A 25,800-nucleotide genomic window follows, 5' to 3' on the forward strand; every position below is an offset into this window, starting at 1 on the left:
TAGGACAAAAAAGCAGACTTATTCAAGAGTTGGTCTTCAACTGATATGCTCTGTGGCGTGAATCAGTCCTCCCCAGGGGGCGCACCCACCCGGCACGCCCCTGCCGAGGCTGGGCTGCACGCACGCGTTCTCGACCACCTCGGCACCGCCATCTGCAGCGGTGACGTGGCCGCCGGTTCCGTGCTGAGCATCGACGACCTGGTCGACCGCTATCAGGTCTCCCGCTCGGTGATCCGCGAGGTGCTGCGGGTGCTCGCATCTATGGGACTCATCGAGACCCGGCGCCGGGTCGGGATCATGATCCAGCGCGCCGAGGTGTGGAGCGTCTTCGATCCGCAGGTGATCCGCTGGCGGCTCGCCTCGGACGGGCGGATGGCGCAGATGCGCTCGATCACCGAGCTACGGACCGCGATCGAGCCGCACGCCGCCTGGTTGGCCGCCGAGCGGGTCGACGACGACGAGGCGAGCGAGTTGGTCGGGCTCGCGGCCAAGATGTGGGCCGCCGGGAAGGCCGGTGACGAGGCGCGCTTCCTCACCCTGGACATCGACTTCCATCGGCGGGTGCTGGACGCCTCAGGCAATGAGATGTTCGCGAAACTGCAGTTGATCGTCGCCGAGGTGCTCGCCGGTCGGCACCATTACCACCTGATGCCTCACTATCCGGACGAGGAGGCGTTGCAGCTGCACACCGACGTGGCCCAGGCGATCCAGCGACGCGACGGCGAGCGGGCCCGGGAGGCCATGGTGGGGATCATGGAGCAGGGGTTCGCCGAGATGAAGTCGATGTGGGAGCGGGCCGCCGAGCCGGGCGGTGCGTGACCGGCGCACTGTGGGTCGCCGTTGACCAGCGGGACGTGCGCACGGTTCGGGTGACTCGTACTGATCAGAGGTGCACGAGGTAGGCGCCCGCCGCGTCGTCCGAGATCGCTGCAGGCGCCCAGGTCATGCCGGCGGGTTCGCCGGACCGGTCAGGTGTGGACGGGGGTGCGCTGCTCAGGCTGTCCCAGCCGTTCGGTGGGGATCTGGTAGGTCTCGCGGGCTGTGGCGACGGCGATCGCGCTGATGGCGCACAGGATGGCGGTGAAGATTCCGACGCCGACCCAGCCCTGCAGCCCGAGCCAGCCCTCGGGGGAGACGATCCCGGCCGCGGAGGCGACGGCGAACCCGGCGATGGCGAAGCCGATCTGGGTGCCGATGGCCATGCCGGAGAGCCGGACCTTGGTGGTGAACATCTCGCCGTACAGGGAGGGCCAGATGCCGTTGGCGGCCCCGTACACGATGCCGAGGGTCAGGATTCCGGTGAGGAAGATCAGCGGGTAGTTCTTGGAGTTGATCGCGGCCAGGTAGATGAAGATCATGATCGGGCTGCCGATCGCTCCGATGAGGAAGACGGGTTTGCGGCCGATCCGGTCCGACAGGATGGCCCACAGGGGCAGGGCGATCAGGGCGACAGCGTTGGCGGTCACGCTCACCCAGAGCATGACCGCCTTGTTCAGGCCGATCTCGTCGGAGGTGGCGTAGTTGAGCGCCCAGACGGTGAAGATGGTGCTGACCGTGGCGATGAGCGCGGCGCAGACCACGCGCACGACGCTGGTCCAGTGGTCGCGCAGGAGCAGGGCCAGGGGCATGCGCGGGACGGTGCCCTCGGCGACCTCCTGCTCGAAGGCCGGGGTCTCCTCCAGTTTGCGGCGGATGACGTATCCGACGGCGGCCACCACCACGCTGAGCAGGAACGGCACGCGCCAGCCCCAGGTGAGCAGCTGCTCTTCGGGCAGGGCCGCGATCGGGATGAAGACCAGGGTGGCGAGGATCTGGCCGAACTGGGTGCCGTTGAGGGTGAAGCTGGTGTAGTAGCCGCGCCGATTGGCCGGGGCGTGCTCCAGGGTCATGGAGTTGGCGCTGGCCTGCTCGCCGGCCGCAGACAGGCCCTGCAGGATCCGCATCAAAACCAGCAGAACGGGGGCGAGGCCGCCGATCTGGTCGCGGGTGGGCAGGCAGCCGATGAGGAAGGTCGACACGCCCATCAGGATGAGCGTGAACACCATGATGTTGCGGCGGCCGAACCTGTCGCCGAAGTGGCCGAGGACGAACGCGCCGACCGGCCGGGCGGCGTAGGCGACACCGAAGGTGGCCAGCGACTGGAGGGTCGCGGTTGCGGGGTCCGAGGCGTCGAAGAAGACCTTGGAGAAGATCAGGGCGGCCGCGCTGCCATAGATGAAGAAGTCGTAGTACTCAAGCGCACTCCCGATCCACGCGGCGACGGCCGCCTTGCCGGGCTTTCCCTCGGGCAGGGCATCCGCTGAGACGGGGGGTGTCTGATCGGTCACGTGTCGCTCCTTCGATACCCGGCCGGGCCGGTCACCCTCAGCCAGTCTGCCCGGCGGGGAGGCGATTCCAATAGTTACGAACCAGATAGTTAATTCGCACGGGTGTCGTAATGCTGCAGTGAGGCTTGGCGCATGTCAATAGTGGTGGAGGGGTTTCCTTGTGAGCATGTGAGCGCTATAACTAACTCACTAGTTGGTTCATTGTGGACGTCTGGCGAGGCATGAACACAGAGATCGCGATCGGGTCGGGCAGGATCCGGGGGCGCCTTCAGTCCGGGGTGGCCTGCTGGAAGGGCATCCCGTACGCGGCGCCGCCGGAGCGGTTCCAGCCGGCCCCTCCGGTACGGCCCTGGGCCGACGTGCGCGACGCCACCCGGTACGGTCCCCCCGCGGTCCAGTTCACGCCCCATCCGACGGGTGGTGAGGAGGACTGCCTCACACTGAACGTCTGGACACCGGCGACCCCCGGTGAATCCCGGCCCGTCCTGGTGTGGATCCATGGCGGCGCGTTCCTCCACGGCAGCGGCAGCCTCTACGACGGTGCCGACCTCGCCCGGCTGGGGGACGTCGTGGTCGTCACCGTGAACTACCACGCCGTGCTGTCCTTCGTCCGCACAGGTCTGCCGGACTGGCCACGGTACGAGCCGGATCGCCGGACCACCCGGATCATCGCAGACCCGCCCAGACTGGCCGACGACCCCGGACGAGAACGGCGGCTGTTGTGGGAGGACCTGCCCGCGGTGTGATCACGACCTACAAGGAGCTGATCCGAATTGACGCACCAACCCGTGTCCAACGGCCCCGGCCTCGACCTGCCCAGGCCGAGTGAGCCCCATCTCCTTCGCAGGAAGCGCGGATGACGTCCTCTTACCTCATCGGACTGATCGGAGCGGGCATCGGCCCGTCCCTCAGCCCGGCACTCCACGAACGCGAGGCCGGCCACCACGGCCTTCGCTACCTCTACCGATTGCTCGACATCACCGAAGCCGGTCTCGCGCCGGAGGCGGCAGGCGAGCTGGTCCGTACGGCGCGGCGGCTCGGCTTCGACGGGCTCAACATCACCCACCCGTGCAAGCAGACGGTCATCCCACACCTCGACGAGCTCTCTCCTGACGCGGCCGTCCTGGGGGCGGTGAACACGGTCACGTTCGACGGTGACCGCGCCATCGGGCACAACACCGACTGGATCGGGTTCGCCGAGTCGTTCGCGCGGGGCCTGCCCGATGCCGCCACCCACCGGATCGTGCAGTTGGGAGCCGGTGGCGCGGGAGCCGCCACCGCGCACGCACTGCTCACACTCGGCGCCGATCGGCTGACCATCGCCGACACCGACCCGGTCAGGGCACGCTCGCTCGCGGCCGAGCTGACCGCCAGGTTCGGCCCCGGCCGCGCAGGGGGCGTGGACATGGACGGCGCGGCCGCATCGCTCGCCGAAGCCGACGGCCTCGTGCATGCGACCCCGACCGGCATGGCCCACCATCCCGGGCTGCCACTGCCCGCGGACCTCCTGCACCCGGAGCTGTGGGTGGCCGACATCGTCTACCGCCCGCTGGAGACCGACCTGCTGCGCGCGGCACGAGCACGGGGCTGCCGGACCCTGGACGGCGGCGGCATGGTGGTGTTCCAGGCCGCACACGCGTTCCGCCTTTTCACCGGGGTGGAGCCGGACGCCGAGCGCATGCTCGGCCATCTGACCGAAATCATCGCCTTCTGAGGGGATCAGCTGTGCGAAAGTCCATCGCCACGGTCTCGGTCAGCGGGTCGCTGGCCGAGAAGCTGGATGCGATCGCCGCCGCCGGATTCGACGGAGTCGAGATCTTCGAGAACGACCTGATCTCCTCTCCGCTGTCACCCGAAGAGGTGCGCACCCGGGTGGCGGATCTCGGCCTGACCATCGACCTCTACCAGCCCTTTCGTGACTTCGAAGCCGTCCCCGCCGAGGCGCTCGCGGACAACCTGCGCCGGGCCGAGCGCAAGTTCGCCCTCATGGAACGGCTCGGCGCGCCCATGCTGCTCGTCTGCTCCAACGTCTCGCCGGACACCGTCGACGACGACGAACTCGCCGCCGAGCACCTGCGGCTGCTCGCGACACGAGCCGCCGAGCACGGCATCAGGATCGCCTACGAGGCCCTGGCCTGGGGACGGCACGTCGACGAATACCTGCACTCCTGGCGGATCGTCCGCATGGCCGACCACCCCAACCTGGGCGTCTGCCTGGACAGCTTCCACATCCTGTCGCGAGGCTCCGACCCCGGCGGCATCGAGGCGATACCTGGAGAGAAGATCTTCTACCTGCAGCTCGCCGACGCACCCCGCCTGGCGATGGACGTCCTGCAGTGGAGTCGTCACTACCGCTGCTTCCCAGGGCAGGGTGACTTCGACGTGGCGGGACTGGCCGAGCACGCTCTGCGTGCCGGATACGGCGGCCCGCTGTCGCTGGAGGTGTTCAACGACATCTTCCGGCAGGCATCCGCGAACCGTACCGCTCGCGACGCGATGCGTTCACTGCTCCTCCTGGAGGGAGGCGTCCCTTCAGCGGCAGGGCCGACGGGATTCGCCTTCGCCGAGCTGGCCGTACCCTCGCCGGATCGGCTCGCCGGGCTGCTCGCGGCGCTGGGCTTCGCCCGTACCGGACGACACGCCACCAAGCCGGTCGAGTTGTGGGAACAGAACCAGGCCAGGATCCTGCTCAACTCGGCGCACGAGGGCACCTCCCTGTCCGCGCTCGGCCTGGAGACCCTCGACCCGGCGGGTGTGGTCGAACGTGCGGAGCGCCTGCTCGCGCCGGTTTTGCCCCGGCACCGCGGACCCGGTGAGGCCAAGCTCGACGCGGTGGCCGCCCCCGACGGGACCGAACTGTTCTTCTGCCGCACGGCCGAGCCTTCCTGGCGGGCCGACTTCACCCCGGAGCGGGTTCCCCGGGGTGACATCACGCACCTGGACCACGTCGCCCTCGCACAGCCGCGCCACCACTTCGATGAGGCGGCCCTGTTCTACCGGGGAGTCCTCGGGCTGCACCCGCACCAGAGCGTGGAGCTCGCCGATCCGTACGGGCTGGTCCGCAGCCGGGCCATGTCGGGGCCGGGCCACGGCGTCCGGATGGTGCTCAACATCGCCAGCGTAAGCGCCGGGGACACATCCTGGCAGCACGTCGCCCTCGCCAGTCGCGACATCATGGCCACGGCCCGCCGCCTGCACGGCCTGACCCTGCCGATCCCCGGCAACTACTACGACGACCTGGAGGCCCGCCACGACCTGAGCGCGAACCGGCTCCGGACGCTGCGCGAACTCGGCCTGCTGTACGACCGGGACGACCGTGGAGAGTTCCTGCACCTGTATACCGCGACGTTCGGCCGGGTCTTCTTCGAGGTGGTCCAGCGCATCGGCGACTACAGGGGCTACGGCATGGTCAACAGCCCGGTCCGGCTCGCGGTCCAGCACGCCAGGCCGTACGCATAAGATGCGGTCCATGCACCCGGCAACCCAGCCCGCAGGAGAGCGGCAGCGCGACGCCGATCGGACCAGGGCGGAGATCCTGGAGGTCGCGACGCGTGAGTTCGCGCGGCGGGGGTACGCCGGGGCCAGAGTAGACGAGATCGCCGCCTTGACCCGCACCACCAAGCGGATGATCTACTACTACTTCGGCAGCAAAGAGCAGCTTTACACCGCCGTCCTCGAGGCCGCGTACACGGAGGTGCGGGCGGTCGAGCGGACCGTCGACGTCGAACATCTGGCTCCCGTCGAGGCGATCCGCACCTTGGCCGAGCTGACCTTCGATCATCATGACGCGCACCGCGACTTCATCAAGCTCGTCAGCATCGAGAACATCCATCACGCCGAGCACATCCGCAAGTCGCCCGTGCTGGCCACGCTGGGCACGCCGGTGATCGGAATCATCTCCCGCATCCTGGAGGCGGGACGGGCCTCGGGCGACTTCGTCACGGACGCGGACGCCGTCGATGTCCACATGATGATCAGTGCCTTCTGCTTCTTTCGCATCGCCAACCAGCACACCTTCGGAGTGCTGTTCGGACGCGATATCGCCGCAGAGGATGACCGGGCCCGGCTGCGGGCCATGGTCGGGGAGATGGTGGTGGCCTACCTGCGTGGAGCCGGCGCTCCGTAGGCCACAACGGTTGTTTCAGAGGCCGGCGAGGAGCTGCTGCATGCGGGCGATCTCGATACGCTGGTCGGAGTCGACGTGGGTGACAAACTGGTCGATCTCCGGCTCCAGGCCGTCCTTGGCCATCCGGCCGGCGCCGGGAACGGCGCTGCACCAGGCCCGAGTGGTCGAGCAGACGATAGGGCCTGCCCGGTACGCTGTTCCGGATTCGCTCTGGTACGAGACCGCTCCGGCTCCCGAGGAGGTCCGGCTTTCATGACCACGACGTTCGGCGCGATCGGCAGCGGGCGGCGGACGCGGTTCTTCCTGCGCCTGGCCGCGGCGATACCGGACCGGCTGCGAGTCGGCGGCGTCGTGACCCGCAGCGCGGATCGGGGCAGCGAGATCACCGCCGAGTGGGGCGTACCGGCCTTCCGCACGGTTGACGAGTTGCTTCGGCACGGGCGGCCCGACTACATCGCCGCAGCGGTGCCATGGGCCGCGATGCCGGATGCGATCCGCGAGACGGTCGGGCACCGGATGCCGGTCCTTGCAGAGACGCCCCCCGCACCGGACCTGGCGGGGCTGCGAGCATTGTGGCGGGACGTGGGCGGCACCGGCCTGGTCCAGGTGGCCGAGCAGTATCTGCTGATGCCCGGACACGCAGCCCGGCTGGCGCTCGTCCGGGAGGGCGTGATCGGCGAACCGACCTCGGTCCAGGTCTCCTCGACCCACCAGTACCACGCGGTGTCCCTGATCCGTGGCCTGCTGGGCATGGGGTTCGACGCCGCCGAGGTACGCGCCGGTGCGTTCGAGGCGCCGCTCGCCGACCCGCTGGGGTTCGACGGGTGGACCGGTGACGACACGCCGCAACGACGGACCACGACCATCGCCACCCTCGACTTCGGCGACAGGATGGGCCTGTACGACTTCACCGACAACCAGTGGTGGAATCCCTTGCGCATGCGGCGCGTCGTGGTGCGCGGCTCGATCGGAGAGCTGGTCGACGACCGGGTGATCCGGCTGGTCGACCCGACCACGCCGGTGGAGTCGCGGTTGATCCGGCGGGACACCGGTATCGACCTCAACCTGGAGTTGCGCGACCTCAAGCACATCAGCTTCGACGGGCAGGTGGTCTACCGCAACCCGTTCGAGGGCGCGTCTCTGTCCGACGACGACATCGCGGTCGCGGACATCCTCGAGCGCACGGGCGCCTGGGCACGACAGGAGGGCCCGCCACCGTACCCGCTCGCCGAGGCGTGCCAGGACCACCTGATCAGCGTGGCCATCGGAGAATCGGTGAAGAGCGGCGGCCCGGTTGCCACCGGCAAGGAGGCCTGGGCGGGGAGCGGTGTGCCGCTCACTTGACCGTAGCCGGATGTCTGCTGGGCGATGAGGTGTGTGCTGTGCGGCCGGTCGTCGGCGTCGGCGTAGTCCATTTTGCGGCCGGGCATGTTCTTGACGTGCCCGGGATCGCAGACCAACATCACTGGGATCGGACCCGCAGGCGTCGCCCGGCGCGGCACGACTCCGCTTCATCCGCTGTTCTCCTTCGAGTGCGAAGGTAACGCCGCGCACAGCGTCGGCATCGGCAAGGAAGGTGATCGCGTGTCCCAGCCCGGTACGGCCTCCGCCCCGGGGCGGACTCCCGCGTGGCGCTACGCCATCGGGATGTTCGGCACTTCCATCCCGATCAACATGATCAAGGGATCGATGATCGTCTTCTACGTCGACATTCTCGGGCTCGACGTTCGCGCTTACGGCGTGGTCATGGTGATTTACGCGGTCATCGACGCGCTCGACAACCCGCTGCTCGGCCATCTCTCCGACCGCACCCGAAGCCGGTTCGGCCGGCGCCGGCCGTGGCTGCTCGTCGGCGCGCCGATGCTCGCGGCATGCATGATCGCATTCTTCTCCGCGCCGACCTCTCTGCAGGGCATCGGGCTCGTGCTCTGGTTCGGGGTGTTCGCGATCCTGTGCGAGGCCTTCGACTCGATGCTCAACGCCAACTACGGCGCGCTGCTCCCCGAGCTGTACCCGCAGGAGCGCGACCGCGCCGTGGCCAACGGTCTGCGCCAGGGCTTCCAGCTCGTGGCGCTCGTGATCTCGCTCGCGGTCACCCCGTTGCTCACAACGCAGGTGTTCGGCACCGAGGAATCCACCCAAGGCTTCCAGATCACAGCGATCATCTATGGCGCGGTCGCGCTCGTGGTGATCGTGTTCATGGCGCTCGGCGCGCGCGAGCGTCCCCGGTACTCGACGCGCGAGCGGCCGCTGCTGCTGCCTAGCGTGTGGTCGATCGTGCGCAACCGGATGTTCTGGACGGTCGGGCTCACCGGCGCCTGTTACGGGATAGCCATGGCGCTCGTACTCTCGGGCATCCAGCTGTACGTCCGCTACTCGCTCGGGCTCCCGATCGGGAACGCGTTCTACCTTCAGGCCATCGTCATCCTCGTCTCGGCCGGCGGCCTCGTGGTGTGGACGCGTGTCGTCGCACGCCGCGGCGCCCTGTGGACCTGGCGGCTCGCCTTCGCGCTCCTCGCGGCCAGCTTCGCGGCCTTGTTCTTCGCCACCGACCTCGTCACCGCGATCGCCGCGGGGGTGCTCGTCGGGGCCGGGTGGTCGGGAATGCTCGCGACGAACGACCTCATCGTCGCGCGTGTGCTGGACGCCGACGCCGCGCGCAACGGGGAGCACCGCGAAGGGCTCTTCCTGTCCGCGTTCGGCTTCTTCGGCCGGCTCAACGGGATCGTGACCGGACTCGCGCTCACGTCGCTGGGCGTGTTCTTCGGCTACAACTCGGGCGCCGACCCCGGCGCCGACCCCGGGCTTGCGTTCCGGGTGTACTTATGCGTGTATCCGTTCGTGCTGACGACGATCGGCGCGGTCGCCGCGCGACTCATCTCGGTCCCGATCGAGACGCCGCCTGAGGCGGCTGAGCCGGTCGAGCCGCCGCCCCCCGGCCCCGTGGACGAGTCCGCCGTGGAGCGCCCCCGATGACCCGTCGCGTCGTGATCACGGCCGACGATCTCGGCCGGGAACCCGGGACGACGGACGTCATCGTCGCGCTGCTCGCCGAGGGAGATGCCACCGCGACGACGCTCATCTGCGTCTCGCCGGCCGCGGAGCAAGCCGCGAACCAGGTCTGGGAGCTGGGCGTCGTGCCGCGGCTGCACGTGACGCTCACGAGCGAGCGCGGGCTCCCGCGCTGGCGGCCACTCAACGGCGCGGCGAGCCTCGTCGATCCTGACGGAACGCTCAGTGACGATCCGTTGGCTCTCGGCGCCCGCGGCGAGGCCCAGGATGTCATACGGGAGGCGGACGCACAGCTGCACTGGATGCGCGATCGTGGCCCCATGCCCGAGGCGGCCGACTCCCACGCCGGCACCCTCTATGGCCTGCACGGCAGATCGTGGCTCGCCGAGGCGCTTGAGTGGTGTGCGCGCCACGGCCTTGCCTTCCGGCTGCCCCGTGACCCGGAGCCATACTTCGGCGGGCCGCTCCCGCCGCAGCTCGCGGCAGCGCACGAGCGCGCCGTCGCCCTCGCCGACGCACTCGGTGTGTCCATCCCGCAGACGATCGCGACCAATCGGCGCAGCGCACGCGAGCTCGGTGCCTACGAGCAACTGCGGGACGACTACCTCCGCCGGCTCGCAGCCCTCCCCGAGGGCACGAGCGAGTTGTTCCTGCACCCGTCCCGCGAGGACGCGGTCTCGGGACCGGACGGCATCGTACGGATCTGGGAGGCGCGGCTGCTGCGTGACCCTGCGTGGCACAACGCCCTCGAAAGTGAGGGCGTCGAGGTCGTCGGAGACTGGTGGACCTGACCCCATGAGCTAGTGCTGTGCATGGGACCGATCACCGGGTCGGGTGAGAGTCAGGCTGGGTGCGGCTGCGGGAGATCAGCGATCCGTGTCTGGAGCGCTGAGCCACTTGCCGTCGATCATGAGGTCGCGCTCGGCGAGCTCGTTCACCTCGCGCCAGGCCTGCACCTGGAGCGGGATGAGACGGAAGTAGGGGTAGGCTCCGCGCTGCTTGCGCGGGTCGAAGCCCGACTTGGCGGCGAAAGCGTCGCCGACCTCGGCCGGGATCTCGGCGGCGGGTATCACCTCACGCAGCTCGGCGTCGATCAGGACGACGTCGCGCGTGGGGCCGAGCGCCACCCTGATCTTGCCGGTGGCCTCCAGGAACCTGGCCGTCGGGTTGGTCCTGGCCGTGGAGATGAGCAGGGTCTGGCCGTCCCACAGGAACGACAGCGGCATCAGGTAGGGCAGGCCGGCCGGATCGGCGGTGGCGAACCAGGCGTCGACATCGCGCTCGAGCCGGTCCAAGGTGTCGCGGATGCGCCGGTCGAGGGTGCGGGCGGGAGAGTTCACGGTGATCAGGGTAGCGGTCATCGGTCAGCCCCAGGCTCCGGCGATCTGCCGCGTCGAGGCGTTGAGCCGGTTGAACAGGTTCGTCGCACCGATCACGGCGCCCCGCCGTCGACGCGGGCGTTGCAGCCGTTTACCTGGCTGACCCGCAGGTGCACCAGCTCCAGCGTGGTCTAGAGGTGCTTTGGCTCCGCCGACCGCTACCGGATACGGGGCGAGTCCCGTCTGCCCACCAGCAGCATGGAACCGGTGGCGGCGAGCATTCCGGCAGCGACCACGAGGACGAGGGGCTGGAGGTCGGCTCCGGCGGCCACCAGGCCGAACAGCGGCGGGCCGAGCAGCGATCCGAGGCTGCCGAGCTGGGCGAGCAGGCCGTTGCCGACGTCGGCGTCGTCGAGGCGGGCCAGCACCAGGGGGAGCGCGGCGAAGGCCAGGGCGCCGAAGAATCCGTTGACCAGCCAGATGACTCCCGCCCCCGTCAGCGCTGCGGCCAGGGAGTCGTCGCCGCCGTACAGGAGCCAGGCGGCGGGCAGGGTCAGCAGCCCGGACAGCGCCAGAACGCTGACCCGCGCGCCTCGCCGTATGAGGATTCCCGTGCCCACTCCGCCGAGGGCGCTGAGCAGCGAGATCACCGACGTGATGGCTCCCGCGGCGGCGGCCGGGCGTCCGTACTGCTCGATGAGGAGCGTGGGCAGGAGCACGACCGCGGGAACGGTCACCAGCACCATGAGGCAGAAACCCGCGGCGAGCACCCCTGGCCAGGCCAGCGCGCCGGGCCGAAGGACGCCGCCCGCCTCGGGCTGCCGTGTGGACCCGCGCGGCAGCCGGAGCCAGACGGCCGGCGCCATCACGAGCGTCAGGCCGGCCAGCAGTCCGACCCAGCCACGCCAGCCGAGCGTGGAGCCGAGCACCCCGCCAGCCAGCGTGCTCACCGCGAGGCCCACCGGGACGAACGTGGCCCAGATCGCGAGGGCCGCGCCCCGGTCCCGCTCCCCGGCCAGACGGAGGACCAGCACCGGGGCGGCGACGATGACCAGGAGGTATCCGACGCCCTCGACGCACCTGAGCGCCAGCAGCCAGGCGAAGTCGGGCGCGGCCAGGCTCGCCGGGACGGACGCGGCCATGAGGACCAGGCCGGTGACCAGTGACCTGGCCGCGCCGAGGCGGCGCACCGCGTACCCACCGGGCAGGCCGGCGATGGCCGTCACGCCGACGACCGCCGAGATCACCCAGCCGAGCTGCGACAACGAGAGATCGAGCTGGGCCGTCATCATCGGTCCGACCGAGGCGAACTTGCCCAGGCTCATCGCCGTGATGACCCCGGCGACGTAGACGATGACGATCGTCGTCCAGTCCGAGCGCGTCCGTAGTTCACCGGTCGGTTCCACGGCGCCGCCGGGCGCTGGCTGGAGGGTCATGGGTGGATCATCGCCGAGTCGGGAGTGGCGTTCAAGGGCGATCGCGACCGTCTGCGAGTCGAGGTGAGCGCGCCCGGATGTGCAGGTGAACGAATCCAGGGTCCGTCACGTACGGGCCCCGCCGTCCTGTCCGACGCTCCCGCCCGGTGGTCACCTCCTCGCGCGACCCTGGCCGGTCTGGCCAGTCAAGTGCGAGATGTCGTCGATGACCTGCCCCGCTTCCTCATCGCTCCGTTCCTGCGGAGTCGACACCTGAGGTGGGGGGCCACCCCGGCGGAAGTGGCCGCGCCGATGCCCGGCGACAGCCTGCTGCCCCGAGCCCAGTACCGCTGCACCCGCGCCATCACCATCGACGCGACGCCCGAGCAGGTGTGGCCATGGCTGGTCCAGGTCGGGTGCGGGCGCGCCGGCTGGTACGCCGACGACCTTCTGGACAACTTCGCTCGCCCCAGCGTCCGGGGAGATCGTCCCGGAGCTTCAGGATCTCCGGATCGGTCAGCGGCTGGCATGGGTCCCGAATCCCTCCGACCGCACAGCGTTCGTCGTCGACGGCTTCGCTCAGCCGTCATGGCTCCTGTGGCGCTCACCGAACCGCACGTGGGCCTGGCGCTTGATACCGCAGAGCGATGAGCGGACCCGGTTGATCGCTCGAATGCATGCCGTGTACGAGTGGCGGCGACCGTTGACGCCGCTCACAGTCATGCTGATGGAGCTCGCCGACTACCCGATGATGCGGCGAATGCTACGGGGGATCCGAGAGCGGGCCGAAGCCCAGCGCTGACGGCCGGCGTCTGGGCTCCGGCTCGCTCAGCTCTCATCGGCTCCGTGGGAATCCGTCGACGATGTGACCGGTCAGCGGTCCGATGGTGGCAACTCGAGATAGTAGACCTCATCCTCCAGTCGCCGTCGTCGGACCTATAGCGGGCCACGTCAGCAGCGAGAAGTGCTTCCAATTCGGCGAGGTTGCCGGTCTGCGCCGCAGCGAGGAACGTCTGCACGAGGCGCTGATGCGCGGTGGTGTTCACCGGGTGACGTCGCTCGGTGGCGAGGTGTTCGTGGGCGCGCCGCACGAGTTGCCGCGTATGGTCTGCACCCAGGTGAAGGATTTCGGAGATTCGCCGGTAGGGGTAGTCGAATGCTTTGCGGAGGAGATAGGCCGCCCGTTCGGCGGGCGTCAGTTTCTCCAACAGCAGCCGGACCGCCACATCGACCGCCTCATGTCGTTCAGCCGCTGTCTCAGGGCTGACGCTGCGGTCCACCGTTTCGGGAAACGAGGGGCCGGCGGACGTCTCGCGACGCCTCCGGGCGGACTGGGTGACATTGATGGCGAGCCTGGTGGTGGTCATCGCAAGAAACGCGGGCGGACTGATGACGACCGAGCGGTCGGCACGTTCCCACCGGAGCCACGCCTCCTGTACCACGTCCTCGGCCTCGCCCACGTCTTCGAGGACGCGGAGCGCGATCGCGAAGAGCCGGGGCCGTGCGGTGGCGAACACCGAAGCGGCCACGTCCAACTCGCTGATCAAGCGGTCATCAGCTGCGGAGACCGTCGGACTGGTCTGTCCCGCGTCGTCTCTGTGCGCTTCCAAAAGGTTCATCGTCACGGTCTCGGCTCCGTTCGCACGCAGCATCCGGCGATGCCACTGCGATAACGGTCGCTTTTCCGACCCCTCAGTCGCGCCCTGGGGAGACCGTGGTCGGTACCCTGGTCCACGGTTGCGGGGGCCCACGGCGGTGGTGTCCCGACCGTCCTTCGGACCCCGTTTCGCGATAGAAGGCGGTCAAGCAGTCGACCTTCGACGGCATCATGCAGGCCATCGCCATGGCGACCTTGATGTGCGTGCCCACCTGGACCACCGACTTCCGCAAGGACCTGGCCGCCTTCGACGTGCCCACGCTCGTCGTCCAGGGCGACCAGGACCGGATCCTGCCCATCGACGCCACCGGCAACCAGCTGGAACGGAGTCATCGCCCGGCTCAGGAGCGATGGCTATCCGGTGCTCGCCACGGCCAACCCGCCGCGCGGCCTGCGCGGCGCTGCCATACCTGTGCCGCTCCTACGACAACCCACAGGGCCCGTGGACTCTCGAGCGCGTGCTGCTGAGTGACCTGCACCGCGCCTACTACCGTGCCCAGGGCGCGGGCGCGTCGCCGGCACAACGACATCACCCCGTTCCCGGCCACCGGCGAACAGCTCGGGGGCAGCGCCGTGGAGATCATCGAGGGCGCGCCGCACGGCTGCCAAGCCACACACCCCCTGCGTTTCAACCGCACTCTGCTCCAATTCCTGGCGAACGGCTGATAAGCGCACGGGCGACCTGGGGGCGCTCAGCGCGCCCCCATGGTCATCCTGTTCTCGTCGGCGTACCCGCTGAGTCGGTCGACGCTGTGATGGTGGTTCCGGCCATGGCGGCGAGCACCGCGGACGCGTCCCGCAGCGCCCCGATCGCCGCCGGCCGTCCGGTCGCGGTGACGAACTGGATACAGGCGTCGACCTTCGGCGCCATCGATCCGGCTGGGAACCGCATGGTGCGTAGCTCGTCGACGTTCACTGTGGACAGCGGTTGCTCCTGAGGGGTGCCGAAGTCACGCCGGACGGCGTCGACGTCGGTGAGCACCACGAGACGGTCGGCTCCCAGTTGGACCGCCAGCAGCGCCGCCGTGAGGTCTTTGTCGACGACTGCCTGCGCGCCCTCGAACCGGCCGCCGTCCCGGGCGAGGACAGGCACCCCGCCCCCGCCGCCGCAGATCACGGTCGTGCCGCCGGCCACCAGCTGCCGGATCGTGGGGAGTTCGATGATGCGGCGGGGTGGCGGGGACGCGACGACCCGACGCCAGGCCCGGCCATCCCGGGCGATGGTCCACCCATGCTCCAGCGCGAACCTTTGGGCCACCGGCTCCGGGTAGCCCTGGCCGACGAACTTCGTGGGGGTGCGGAATGCCGGATCGTCCGCGTCGACCTCGGTCTGCGTGACGATCGTGACGACCGGCCGGGCCATGCCCGCGTTGCCTAGTTCCTGCGTCAGCCAGTATCCGATCATGCCCTGGGTCTGGGCGCCGAGCGTGTCTAGCGGGAACGGGTGGGTCAGAGCCGGGTCGTTCTCGCTCTCGACGGCCAGCATCCCGATCTGCGGCCCGTTGCCGTGACAGATAACCAGCGTGTGCTCGGCGGCGAGCGGAGCCAGCGCACGGGCGGCGGAGCGCACGTGCTGCCGTTGCACCCCCGCATCCGGGCGTTCACCTCGCTCGAGCAGGGCGTTCCCGCCCAATGCGACGACAAGCAGCATGTCACTCTCCCAGCGACGCGACGAGCACGGCCTTGATGGTGTGCAGCCGGTTCTCCGCCTGCTGGAAGACCACGGAGGCGGCGGACGTGAACACCTCGTCGGTGACCTCGGCCCCGGCGAGCCCGTAGCGCTGGTGGATCCGCCGGCCGAGCTCGGTGGTGGTGTCGTGCACGGCTGGCAGGCAATGGAGGAACCGCGTGTCGGTACGGCCCGTGGCGGCCATCACCTCCGCCGTGACCCGATAGGGGGTGAGCAGTGGAACGCGCCGGTCCCACTCGGCGTCGGCCTCGCCCATGCTGACCCACACGTCGGTGTAGACGAAGGCGGCGCCGTCGAGCGCCGTCGCCAGGTCGCTGGTGACCATCACCCGCGCGCCGCTGACCTGCGCCATGCGCTCTGCCTCCTTCACCAGCGGTTCGGGAGGACTCAGCTCGTCGGGTGCGGCGATTCGTACATCCATGCCGAGCATGGCTCCGGTGACGAGCAGCGACCGGGCGACGTTGCCGCGCCCGTCGCCGACGAAGCAGTAGCTGATCGCCTCGATCGGGCCGGGCTGGTGTTCGCGCATGGTCAGGACGTCGGCGAGCATCTGGGTCGGGTGCCATTCGTCGGTGAGCCCGTTCCAGACCGGCACGCCGGCGTGCCTGGCCAGCTCCTCGACGATCTCCTGGCCGAACCCACGGAACTCGATCCCGTCGAACATCGCACCCAGCACCCTCGCGGTGTCCGCGACGCTTTCCTCCCGGCCCAGGTGCGACCCTGACGGTCCGAGGTAGGTGACGTGGGCGCCCTGGTCGTAGGCGGCCACCTCGAACGCACATCGGGTGCGGGTGGAGTCCTTCTGGAACACCAGGGCGATGTTGCGGCCGGCCAGTGCGGGTCGTTCGCGTCGTGCCCTCTTGGCTTCCTTGAGCGCCGCGGCGCGGTCGAGCATCTCGAGGAAACCATCGCGGCCGAGGTCGGTCACGGTGAGCAACGAGCGGGATGCGGCTGAGCGGGTCATGACGACTCCTTCGAGGAGAACGGCACGGGGTCACGCAGGACGGGGCAGGTCATGCACCGTGCGCCGCCGCGTCCACGGCCGAGTTCGCTACCGGCCAGAGGAATGACCTCTAGGCCGTGGTCGCGCAGCATGGCGTTGGTCGCGGTGTTGCGCTCGTATCCGAGTACCACTCCGGGAGAGATCGCCAGGAAGTTGTCGGCGTCGTTCCACTGCTCCCGCTCGGCCTCGCGTCGGTCCCCCGCCGCAGCGAGGACGCGGACGTCGTCGTCCTCGATCGCTTCGCGCAGGCCGGCGGTCAGTCCTGTCCGGTGCTGGACGTTCCCATCGGGGGTGAGCAGCCAGACCCGGGCCGCGGCCTGGTCGAAGTAGGGGTAGGCCACGAAGGTGGCGACGTCGACCATCGTGAGCACGGTGTCCAGGTGCATCGTCGAGCGGCTCTTGGGCAGCTCGACGGCCAGTACGCGGCGGGCATGGCCACCCGAGAAGAGCCGCCGGGCCAGCATCTCCATGCCCATCGGCGTGGTGCGCTCGCCCATCCCGACCATGACGACGCCGTCGGCGATGACGTGGATGTCGCCGCCCTCCAGCGTGGCCGGGGCGTGGTGGAGGTCGTCGTCGCCGTAGACGGTCACGAAGTCGGCGTCGGCGAACAGCGGATGGTGCCGGTAGACGGTGCGGGTGTTGATCGACTCGCGGCTCCGGGCCGGCTTGGCCATCGGGTTGACCGCGACGCCCCGTCCGATCCACGCCGCGTTGTCGCGTTGGAACAGCGTGTTGGGCAGCGGGGTGAGCACGAAGTCGTCGGCACCGAGGCTCTGCCACGCCACGCTGGCCCCGCCGGGCAGGTCGATGTCCGACTTCAGGACCCCGCCGATCAGGTAGTCGGCCAGCAAGACCGGGTCGGCATCCATGAACAGCGCCCGCAGTTCCCGGGCCAGAGCCGGTCCGAACTGCTGATCGGTACACGCGCGACCCACGGCGAAGTTCCGGCCGGCGTCCGTCGCGAGCGCCTGTGCCAGCAGATCGGCGAACAGGTGCACCCGCACGCCGTGGGCCCTCAGCACCTCGACGAACTCGTCGTGTTCGCGGCGGGCGCGGTCCGCCCAGAGCACGTCGTCGAACAGCAGTTGGGTGGCGTTGTCCGGGGTCAGCCGGTCCAGTTCAGATCCGGGCCGGTGCACGATGACCTCGCGCAGCCGGCCGATCTCGGAATGGATGCCGACCTTCAACGCGACGTCCTGGTCTGTAGTCATCGCGTCACCGCCGGGGTCTCGCCGTAGGTGCCGCGGCGGGCCTTGACCCACACGTATACCGGCACGCCGAGCAGCAGGCAGAACGTCCCGTAGTAGACGGCCGCGTAGCCACTGCCGGCGAGAGCCCAGAACCCGAACGCCAGCGCGAGCGCCGAGACGACGACGTCGCGAGCCAGATGCCTGACCCGCAGCCGCCTGCCGTCGGTGCGCAGCCAGTACAGCTGCGCTGCGGCGGACAGCAGGTACGGGACGACCGAGGTGAGCACCGACAAGAGCACGACGGTGATGAACACCTGCTCGAAGCTGGTGTAGCTGACGACGGTGAGTCCCGCGGCCAACAGGGTGGAGATGACGATCCCGAACGCGGGAACCCCAGCACGGTTCTGCCGGGCGAAGGCGGTGGGGAACAACCCGTCCTGCGCTGCTGCCCGCGGCATCTCGGCCACGATCAGGGTCCAGCCGACCAGCGCCCCGAAGCCGGACACGACGGCTGCGGCGGCGACCGTGGCCCCCGCCCATTGACCACCGAAGATGGCGTTGGCCGCGTCGGTGAAGGGTGCGGTGGAGCTGACGAGGTCGTCGTGCGCCACGGTGCCGAAGACGGTGACGGTGCCGAGGATATAGACGGCGGCGCAGGCCAGGGTGCCCAGCACGGTGGCCCGGCCGACGTTCCGCTTCGGGTTTCGGACCCGGGCCGCGGCGACCGATGCGGTCTCGATGCCCAGGTAGCTGAACAGGGCGATGGCGCCCGCGGCGCTGATCGCGCCGAGCCAGGAGGTCCCGGCGGCGTTGAAGTCGCCGAAGTTCGCCGTGTTGATGAACAGCAGGCCGATGGTGGCCATGAACACCAGCGGGATGAACTTCAAGACGGTCGTGACGACCTGGAACGCGGCGAAACTGCGCAATCCCAACAGGTTGACCAGCGCCGGCAGGAACAGCCCGGTCAGCGCGATGACGATCGACCACCCGATCTCGTGCCCGGTGTTCCAGAACACCTCGACATAGCCGACCCACGCCACGACGATCGCCGCGTTTCCGGCCCACGCGGTGATCCAGTAGCTCCAGGCAATGAGGAATCCGGCGAACTCGCCGAACGCGTCGCGAGCGTAGACGTAGGGGCCACCCGCGCCGGGCAGCCGCGCCGCGAGATCGCGGAATGTCAGAGCCAGCGCGACAGCACCGATCGTGACGAGCACGAACGCCACCAGCGAGATCGAACCGAACACCGCCAAGGCGGATGGCAGAGCGAATACCCCGGTCCCGATGACCGAGCCGACCACGAGCGCCGACGCCGTACCGAGCCCGAAGCGGCGCCCACCCGGCTCGGGCCCGGTCGGCGCACCGATCGTCGGCGGCCCGGCCGAGACTGAAGAGGGCGCGTCCAGAGGCGGCGCGCCGCTGCCCGTCTGTCGCGGCGCTCCGATGTCATGGCTCATCACGAACTCCTCATGGGGATGTCGACGATCGGGGACGGTGCCGGCGGAGCGGGCGCGTCGTGGGCGGTATGCGCCGCTCCGAGCACAGCCCCGCCGCCCAACTCCACGGCCGCGGGACTCGCCGAGGCGCCCCCGCTGAAGCCAACGCGTGCCAATGAGGCCGGTCTCCGGCGACAGGTAACGCTCATGATCTACCTCTCTTCACCCCGAATCGGATGGGTCCGCCACTTGGACCGGGCGGCCACCCGCATCTGTGACACCGTCGGCCAGGCGTTCCCCGGTCAGTCGCCACGACCTGGTGGTCCTTCGTCGGCTGACCCTGCGGCCGGTGTCAACGGCTCGTTGCCGTGATCGGGATCAGAGCGATAGGCTGCCTGCTGACGTATGACATAGCGCCAGTCGTCTCGTACATCCGGCGTCGATGGTCCACGGGCTTACGGTCGGCGGGGGGCGGTGCCCATGGCAAGCAGGGGGCCCGGGTCCCAGCTTCGTGGGCGGCAGATCGAGTGCGAGACGCTGGACCAGCTCGTGGCGACGGTGCAGGGCGGCCACAGCTCGGTCCTGGTCCTGCGTGGCGAGGCCGGCATCGGCAAGACGGCGTTGCTGGAGTACGTGCGGGGCAGCGCGGCCGGCTGCCGGATCGCCAGAGCGGCGGGCGCCGAGTCCGAGATGGAGCTGGCCTTCGGTGGCTTGCATCAGCTGTGCGCCTCGTTCCTGGATCATCTCCCTCGCCTGCCGGAGCCACAACGTGACGCGCTCGAGACGGCATTCGGCCTGAGCGCGGGCACTCCACCAGACCGCTTCCTGGTCGGGCTCGCGGTGCTCAGCCTGCTCGCCGACGTGGCCGAGAAAGAGCCGCTGGTCTGCCTCGTCGACGACGCCCAATGGCTTGATCAAGTCTCCGCGCAGACCATCGCCTTCGTCGCGCGGCGCCTGCTCGCCGAGCCGATCGGGCTGGTGCTCGCGGTGCGTGAGCCCCACCTCGAACAAGAGTTGACGGGGCTGCCGCAGCTCGAAGTGGGACGGTTGAGCGACAGCGACGCGCGCGCCCTGCTGGACTCCGTGACGCCAGGGCGACTCGACGAGCGGGTCCGGGATCGGATCGTCGCCGAGACGCAGGGAAACCCGCTGGCCCTGCTCGAGCTGCCCAGGGGATTGACGGCGGCGGAGCTGGCCGGCGGGTTCGGGCGGCCCGACGCGCGGCCGCTGGCCAGCCAGATCGAGCAGAGCTTCCTGCGGCGGGTCCAGTCGCTCCCGCGCCAGACGCAGCAGCTGCTGCTCATCGCGGCGGCCGAGCCGGTAGGCGATGTGACCTTGTTGAATCAGGCGGCAGAGCTGCTGGGCATCGAAGCGGCTGCCGCAGCGCCGGCCGAGGCGGCGGGACTGATCACCATCGGGACCCGCGTGCGCTTCCGCCATCCCCTCGTACGCTCGGCGGCCTACCGCGTCGCGACCCCGGAGAACCGGCAGAACGTGCACCGCGCGCTGGCCGACGCGACCGATCCTCAGGCGGATCCTGATCGCCGGGCGTGGCATCTGGCCAACGCGACGGCCAGCCCCGACAAGACGGTGGCCGCCGAGCTGGAACGCTCCGCCGATCGGGCGCAGGCCCGCGGCGGCGTCGCGGCGGCGGCCGCGTTCCTGGAGCGAGCAGCCGAGCTGACCCCCGATTCCGCACGCCGCGGAACCAGAGCGCTGGCGGCGGCACGGGCTAAGTATCAGGCCGGCGGGTACGACGCCGCGCTCGAGCTGCTGGACGCGGCGGAGCTCAGCCCCCTGGACGAACGCGAACTGGCCCAGTCCGACCTGCTGCGCGGTCGGATCATGTTCGCCTCCAGAAGTGCCGGCGCCGGCTTGCCGCTGCTGCTCAAAGCCGGCAAGCGCCTGGAGCCGCTGGACGCAGGGCTGGCCCGTGAGACCTACCGGGACGCGCTCTACGCGGCTCTCACCGCCGGCCGGCTGGCGGTCGGAGCTCAGATGGCAGAGGTCGCCAAAGCGGCCCTCGCCGCACCGCCGGGACCGCCACCGGAGCGCAACGATCTGCTCCTGAACGGCACGGCGGTGGCGACCATCGAGGGTTACTCGGCGGGCATGCCGATGGTGCTGCAGGCCCTGGACGGCTTCCGCACCGAAGGGATCTCCAGGGAAGAAGGCCTGGGCTGGCTCCCGCTCGCGTGCCGCATGGCCCATAACGTCTGGGACTTCGACAGCTATTCGGTGCTCTCGGAGAAGCTGGTGAACCTGGCCCGCGAGACGGGGGCTCTGTCGGTGCTGCCGTCGGCCCTCCTGCTGCTCCTGTCGGCTCGGGTCCTCGCCGGCGAGCTCGCCGTCGCGGATGCGCTGGTCGCCGAGGCGGTGACGATCGGTGAGGTGACGGGCAGCCGCTTCATGGCCCAGTACGGAGCCCTGGTGGCCGAGCCGTGGAGGGGCCGGGAAGCCGCAACACGTCAGGTGATCGAAGCGATCACGCGAGACACAGCTCTTCAAGGGGAAGGGAAGGTGCTGACCGCCACCCAATGGGCGAGCTCGGTGCTCTACAACGGCCTGGGTCGCTACGAGGAGGCGTATGTCGCGGCCGAGCGAGGCGCCGAGAACCCACAGGAGCTCGGACTGTCCACCTGGTCCATGATCGAGTTCGTCGAGGCCGCCGCCCGGAGCGGAAGGTCGGCCCGCGCTGCCGAAGTCGCCCGGCGGCTCGACGAGATGGCGCAGGTCAGTGGCATGGACTGGGCCCTCGGCACCTCGGCAAGCGTGCGTGCCCAGGTGAGCGGCGGCCTCGCCGCCGACTCTCTGTACCGTGAGGCGATCGAGCGGCTCGGCCGTGCCGAGGTCCGGATGATGCTCGCCCGCACCCGGCTGCTTTACGGCGAGTGGCTGCGTCGGGAGAACCGCCGCGTCGACGCGCGCGAGCAACTGGGCATCGCCTACGAGATGCTCAGCCAGATGGGGGCCGAGGCGTTCGCGGAACGCGCCCGGCGCGAGCTGCAGGCCACCGGCGAGACGGTACGCAAGCGCCCCGCGGAAGCGCCGGCCGCCACGCTCACCGCCCAGGAGGCGCAGATAGCGCGCTTGGCCGGTGACGGGCTGACGAACCCCGAGATCGGCGCTCAGCTCTACATCAGCCCGCACACCGTCGAATGGCACTTGCGCAAGGTCTTCGTGAAGCTCGGCATCGCGTCGCGCAAACAGATCCGCGCCACGCTGCTCGAAGGCACGGCGGCCACGGCCTGACGCTGCATGATCGGCCGGCTGGTGCCGCCCCGCATGCCGTCCGGTGCGCAGGGCCCGGTCGAGTGAAGAACAGGCCGCCGTCGGACGGCTCACGCGCCGTGGGTGCTCTGACGGCGGTCGCGGACGCGGAGCAGGGCTTTGACGAGTTCGCCGACCCACAGGATGGTCGAGCCGACGGCCAGGCAGGCCAGCCACTGGCCGAAGGTGAGATCGGTGGTGGTGAAGAAGCCGTGCAGGGTGTCCAGTTCGACGATGAGCAGCAGCAGGGCGACGACCACGAGGGTGGCGATCAGCGGGTTGGTGTTGTGCAGGGTCTCGCGGTGGAACAGGCTGGGGGTGGGGTGGCGGACGTTGAGCAGGTTGAACGCCTGGAAGAAGACGAAGGTGACGAGCGCCATCGTGCCCGCGACGCCGGCCTGACCCATGGCAGGGGCAGGCCCCGGTGCCCAGGCGAGGACGGCAGTGGTGCCGGTCGCCATGATGGCGCTGGTCAGCAGGATGCGGATGAGGCGCTCCCGAGTGAGGATGGGTTCGCGTTTGGGGCGGGGTGGCCGGCTCATCGCGTCCGGGCTGACCGGGTCGACGCCGAGCGACATCGCGGGCGGGCCGTCCATGACGAGGTTGACGAAGAGGATCTGCAGGGCGGTGAACGGGGCGCCGCCGGCGATGCCGGTCAGCGAGGTGATCAGGAACGTCAGCACGAAGCCGAGCGCGGTGGAGACCTGGAAGCGGGTGAACTTGACGATGTTGTCGTAGACGCCGCGCCCTTCGCGTACGGCTCCGACGATGGTGGCGAAGTTGTCGTCGGTGAGCACCATGGTCGCCGCTTCCTTGGTCACCTCCGTCCCGGTCAGGCCCATGGCGACGCCGATGTCCGCCTTGCGTAGTGCCGGGGCGTCGTTGACGCCGTCGCCGGTCATTGAGACCACGTCGCCGCGCGCCTGCAGGGCGCCGACGATGCGGAGCTTGTGCTCGGGTGAGACCCGGGCGATGACGCCGATGTCGTCCAGGCGGCGGGCCAGTTCGGTGTCGTCGGGGATCTGGTCGAGTTCGGCACCGGTCACGGCTTGGCCGGGGATGTCGAGGTCCCGGGCGATGGCCGCGGCCGTCACCGCGTGATCGCCGGTGATCATGCGGACGCGGATGCCCGCGTCGTGGCACTGCGCGATGGCCTGCCGTGCCTCCGGCCTCGGCGGGTCGACGATGCCGACCAGGGCGATCAGGACCATTCGGTCCAGCAGCTTCTTCGCATCACCGTCGGCGTCGAAGCCATCGGCGGCGAAGTCTTGGCGGGCCACGGCCAGCACCCGGCGGCCCTGTTCGGCCAGGGTCGCGTTCGCTTCTTCGTAGCGTCGCCGGCCCCGCGGGTCGGTTTCGGTGATGCCGTCCGGGCCCAGGTAGTGGGTGGCCCGTGCGGCCAGGACGTCCGGCGCGCCCTTGATGAAGCAGCGCACGATCGGCCGGCCATCATCGTCGGTCCAGCGGTGAAAGGTGGCCATGAACTTGTGGTCCGCGTCGAACGGAATCTCCGCCAGGCGCGGGCGATGTTGGCGTAGTGCCGCGACGTCGATCCCGCCCTTTTCCGCGAGTACGACCAGAGCGGCCTCGGTGGGGTCACCGACCACCTCCTCGTCGCGGAGCACGGCGTCGGTGCACAGCGCCATCGCGATCAACGCCTGGTCCAGGGCGTCCGGTGGCGGGCGGCCGTCGGTGGAGCGGATCCGCCCGTCGGTGGCGTAGCCGTGACCGGAAACGGTGAAGCGTCGCCCCGCGAAAATGAGCTCCCGGGCGGTCATCTGGTTCAGGGTCAGTGTGCCGGTCTTGTCGGTGCAGATCTGTGAGGTGCTGCCGAGGGTCTCCACTGAGGACAGCCGTTTGACGATGGCTCCGCGGCGGGCGAGCCGGTCGGTGCCCATGGCCAGGGTGAACGCCACCACCGCCGGCAGCCCCTCGGGGATGGCGGCCACGGCCAGTGAGACCGCGGTGATGAACAGCACGCCGAACTCCTGCCCGCGTACCAGCCCGAGCACGACCACGACGACCACCACGACGGCGGAGATGAGCGCCAGGGTCCGGCTGAGTGCGTTGATCTGCCGTTGGAGCGGGGTCGGGGCAGGCTCGGCCGTGGCGAGCAGGCCGGCGATCCGGCCGGTCTCGGTCGCCATGCCGGTGGCGGTGACGAGCATTTCGCCCCGGCCGCGGGTGACCGAGGTGTTCATGAACAACGCATTCGTACGGTCGGCCAGCGGTGCCCCCTCCTCGACGCGGCCGATGGCGGACTTGGCGGCCGGCTGCGCCTCTCCGGTCAGCTCCGCTTCCCGCACCTCCAGGGAGGCCGCGGACAGCAGCCGCCCGTCCGCGGGCACTCGGTCTCCGGCTTCGACGATCACCATGTCACCGGGAACCAGCTCCTTGGCGTCCAGGCGGGCGAGCCGGCCGTCTCGCCGGACGGTCGCCATGGTGGAGGTCATCTTCCGCAGCGCCTCCAGCGAGGCTTCGGCGCGGGATTCCTGTACGAAGCCGATGGTGGCGTTCAGCAGCACGACCACGGCGATCGCGAGCGGCGTCTCCCACTCGCGCGAGATCAGCAGGCTCACCACGGCGGCGATCAGCAAGATCACGATCATCAGGTCCTGGAACTGACGCAGGAACGCTCGCCAGCGCGGTTCGCGGGCCGCCTCCCGCAGTTGGTTGGGACCATAGCGCTCGAGCCGTCGCGCCGCCTCGCCGGCCGACAGGCCCTGGTCCGGGGCCGCTTGGAGCCTGACGGCGACATCGCCGGTCGGCAGCGCGTGCCACGGCACTTGATCCGGTTCGATCATGCTGTCGTCCTCCGTTGGCTGCGTGGCCGTCTCTCCAGCCGGCGGTGCGGCCTCATGGGTTCGCGTTCGATCGTGGCCTCGGCCTGGCGGCTGCGGGGATGCGAAGGGTCCGCTCATCCTCCTAAGACCGGACAACCGCGCGGGGTTGTGACAGCTCGTTTCCACGCGTGGCCCGAGCATGACCGGCCGCACGCCGAGGCTCTCCCCGGGGGACGAGCATGGCGGTGTCACAGATCGGGTGGCCGCCCGGTCCAATGGGGCAAACAACCGGAAAGGCACACTCATGAGCGAGCAGCCCGTCGTCGTCCTGGTCCACGGCGCCTTCGCCGAATCGGCCAGCTGGAACCGCGTCATCCAGCGCCTGCACAGCAACCAGCTGACCGCCGTCGCGGCGGCCAACCCGCTGCGCAGCGTGGAGGGTGACGCCGCGTACGTGCGCGACGTGATCGCCGGCCTCGGCCGCCCGGTCATCCTGGCCGGCCACTCCTACGGCGGCATGGTGATCACCCAGGCGGCGGCCGGCAACCCGGCCGTCCGCGCTCTGGTCT

21 protein-coding genes are annotated in these 25,800 nt (G+C 69.7%); 12 read left to right on the forward strand and 9 right to left on the reverse strand.

Annotated features, from left to right (window positions below; translation table 11 throughout):
* Positions 1-57 precede the first annotated feature (57 nt).
* Positions 58-819 (forward strand): FadR/GntR family transcriptional regulator, encoded by a 762-nt coding sequence (locus tag ACTWPT_RS55945; protein WP_443185719.1) that lies wholly within the window; start codon positions 58-60, stop codon positions 817-819.
* A 149-nt stretch (positions 820-968) separates the two neighbouring features.
* On the opposite strand, the gene ACTWPT_RS55950 is transcribed toward ACTWPT_RS55945, so the two are convergent.
* Complete coding sequence (locus ACTWPT_RS55950) at positions 969-2,327, reverse strand: MFS transporter (RefSeq protein WP_443185720.1); 1,359 nt, start codon at positions 2,325-2,327, stop codon at positions 969-971.
* Between the two features lie 221 nt (positions 2,328-2,548).
* Here ACTWPT_RS55950 and ACTWPT_RS55955 point away from each other — a divergent pair, with 221 nt between their 5' ends.
* From ACTWPT_RS55955 to ACTWPT_RS55985, 7 genes are all read left to right on the forward strand, one after another.
* Positions 2,549-3,073: a carboxylesterase family protein gene (locus ACTWPT_RS55955; RefSeq protein WP_443185721.1), complete on the forward strand. Its 525-nt coding sequence runs from the start codon at positions 2,549-2,551 to the stop codon at positions 3,071-3,073.
* A 110-nt stretch (positions 3,074-3,183) separates the two neighbouring features.
* Positions 3,184-4,041, forward strand: coding sequence for a shikimate dehydrogenase (locus tag ACTWPT_RS55960; RefSeq protein ID WP_443185722.1), 858 nt, complete (start codon positions 3,184-3,186; stop codon positions 4,039-4,041).
* Between the two features lie 11 nt (positions 4,042-4,052).
* Positions 4,053-5,786, forward strand: a complete 1,734-nt coding sequence (locus ACTWPT_RS55965) for a bifunctional sugar phosphate isomerase/epimerase/4-hydroxyphenylpyruvate dioxygenase family protein (protein WP_443185723.1) — start codon at positions 4,053-4,055, stop codon at positions 5,784-5,786.
* A gap of 10 nt (positions 5,787-5,796) precedes the next feature.
* The gene (locus ACTWPT_RS55970) at positions 5,797-6,453 is read left to right on the forward strand and encodes a TetR family transcriptional regulator (RefSeq protein ID WP_443185724.1); all 657 of its coding nucleotides are present in this window, start codon (positions 5,797-5,799) and stop codon (positions 6,451-6,453) included.
* A 252-nt stretch (positions 6,454-6,705) separates the two neighbouring features.
* Positions 6,706-7,797 carry a Gfo/Idh/MocA family protein gene (locus ACTWPT_RS55975; RefSeq protein WP_443185725.1) on the forward strand — a complete coding sequence of 364 codons (1,092 nt, stop codon included), beginning with the start codon at positions 6,706-6,708 and terminating at the stop codon, positions 7,795-7,797.
* Between the two features lie 240 nt (positions 7,798-8,037).
* Positions 8,038-9,429 (forward strand): MFS transporter, encoded by a 1,392-nt coding sequence (locus ACTWPT_RS55980; RefSeq protein ID WP_443185726.1) that lies wholly within the window; start codon positions 8,038-8,040, stop codon positions 9,427-9,429.
* On the forward strand, positions 9,426-10,256 hold the full coding sequence (locus tag ACTWPT_RS55985; protein WP_443185727.1) for a carbohydrate deacetylase: 831 nt from the start codon (positions 9,426-9,428) through the stop codon (positions 10,254-10,256). The genes ACTWPT_RS55980 and ACTWPT_RS55985 overlap by 4 nt, the downstream gene beginning before the upstream one ends.
* A gap of 75 nt (positions 10,257-10,331) precedes the next feature.
* Here the strand turns inward: ACTWPT_RS55985 and ACTWPT_RS55990 are convergent, their stop codons facing one another.
* The 3 genes from ACTWPT_RS55990 to ACTWPT_RS56000 form a co-directional block, all read right to left on the reverse strand.
* Positions 10,332-10,805 (reverse strand): pyridoxamine 5'-phosphate oxidase family protein, encoded by a 474-nt coding sequence (locus tag ACTWPT_RS55990; RefSeq protein ID WP_443185728.1) that lies wholly within the window; start codon positions 10,803-10,805, stop codon positions 10,332-10,334.
* A 197-nt stretch (positions 10,806-11,002) separates the two neighbouring features.
* The gene (locus ACTWPT_RS55995; protein WP_443185729.1) at positions 11,003-12,220 is read right to left on the reverse strand and encodes an MFS transporter; all 1,218 of its coding nucleotides are present in this window, start codon (positions 12,218-12,220) and stop codon (positions 11,003-11,005) included.
* 698 nt (positions 12,221-12,918) lie between these two features.
* A complete protein-coding gene (locus ACTWPT_RS56000; RefSeq protein WP_443185739.1) occupies positions 12,919-13,818 on the reverse strand; it encodes a sigma-70 family RNA polymerase sigma factor in 900 nt (299 codons plus the stop codon).
* Positions 13,819-14,042: 224 nt separating this feature from the next.
* Between ACTWPT_RS56000 and ACTWPT_RS56005 the strand changes: the two genes are divergently transcribed.
* Together ACTWPT_RS56005 and ACTWPT_RS56010 are read left to right on the forward strand one after the other, a co-directional pair.
* Positions 14,043-14,324 (forward strand): alpha/beta fold hydrolase, encoded by a 282-nt coding sequence (locus ACTWPT_RS56005; RefSeq protein ID WP_443185730.1) that lies wholly within the window; start codon positions 14,043-14,045, stop codon positions 14,322-14,324.
* Positions 14,325-14,348: 24 nt separating this feature from the next.
* Positions 14,349-14,522 (forward strand): hypothetical protein, encoded by a 174-nt coding sequence (locus ACTWPT_RS56010; RefSeq protein ID WP_443185731.1) that lies wholly within the window; start codon positions 14,349-14,351, stop codon positions 14,520-14,522.
* Positions 14,523-14,565: 43 nt separating this feature from the next.
* Here ACTWPT_RS56010 and ACTWPT_RS56015 read toward each other — a convergent pair whose 3' ends face one another.
* Genes ACTWPT_RS56015 through ACTWPT_RS56030 form a run of 4 tightly spaced genes read right to left on the reverse strand, consistent with a single transcriptional unit; the run spans position 14,566 to position 19,199 of the window.
* Entirely contained in the window at positions 14,566-15,507 is a 942-nt protein-coding gene (locus tag ACTWPT_RS56015) for a carbamate kinase (RefSeq protein WP_443185732.1), read from the reverse strand.
* Position 15,508: 1 nt separating this feature from the next.
* The gene (gene argF, locus ACTWPT_RS56020; RefSeq protein ID WP_443185733.1) at positions 15,509-16,510 is read right to left on the reverse strand and encodes an ornithine carbamoyltransferase; all 1,002 of its coding nucleotides are present in this window, start codon (positions 16,508-16,510) and stop codon (positions 15,509-15,511) included.
* On the reverse strand, positions 16,507-17,763 hold the full coding sequence (locus ACTWPT_RS56025) for an arginine deiminase (RefSeq protein WP_443185734.1): 1,257 nt from the start codon (positions 17,761-17,763) through the stop codon (positions 16,507-16,509). Before ACTWPT_RS56025 ends, argF begins: the two co-directional genes overlap by 4 nt.
* The gene (locus tag ACTWPT_RS56030; RefSeq protein ID WP_443185735.1) at positions 17,760-19,199 is read right to left on the reverse strand and encodes an amino acid permease; all 1,440 of its coding nucleotides are present in this window, start codon (positions 19,197-19,199) and stop codon (positions 17,760-17,762) included. The genes ACTWPT_RS56025 and ACTWPT_RS56030 overlap by 4 nt, the downstream gene beginning before the upstream one ends.
* Positions 19,200-19,658: 459 nt before the next feature.
* Between ACTWPT_RS56030 and ACTWPT_RS56035 the strand changes: the two genes are divergently transcribed.
* The gene (locus tag ACTWPT_RS56035; protein ID WP_443185736.1) at positions 19,659-22,430 is read left to right on the forward strand and encodes an ATP-binding protein; all 2,772 of its coding nucleotides are present in this window, start codon (positions 19,659-19,661) and stop codon (positions 22,428-22,430) included.
* An 89-nt stretch (positions 22,431-22,519) separates the two neighbouring features.
* On the opposite strand, the gene ACTWPT_RS56040 is transcribed toward ACTWPT_RS56035, so the two are convergent.
* The gene (locus ACTWPT_RS56040) at positions 22,520-25,252 is read right to left on the reverse strand and encodes a cation-translocating P-type ATPase (RefSeq protein ID WP_443185737.1); all 2,733 of its coding nucleotides are present in this window, start codon (positions 25,250-25,252) and stop codon (positions 22,520-22,522) included.
* A 283-nt stretch (positions 25,253-25,535) separates the two neighbouring features.
* Between ACTWPT_RS56040 and ACTWPT_RS56045 the strand changes: the two genes are divergently transcribed.
* Positions 25,536-25,800 (forward strand): alpha/beta fold hydrolase (locus ACTWPT_RS56045; protein ID WP_443185738.1); only part of this gene is annotated, 265 nt, incomplete at its 3' end.

Origin of the sequence: Nonomuraea sp. 3N208 (genome assembly GCF_052245935.1) — a bacterium.
Lineage (GTDB): Bacteria > Actinomycetota > Actinomycetes > Streptosporangiales > Streptosporangiaceae > Nonomuraea.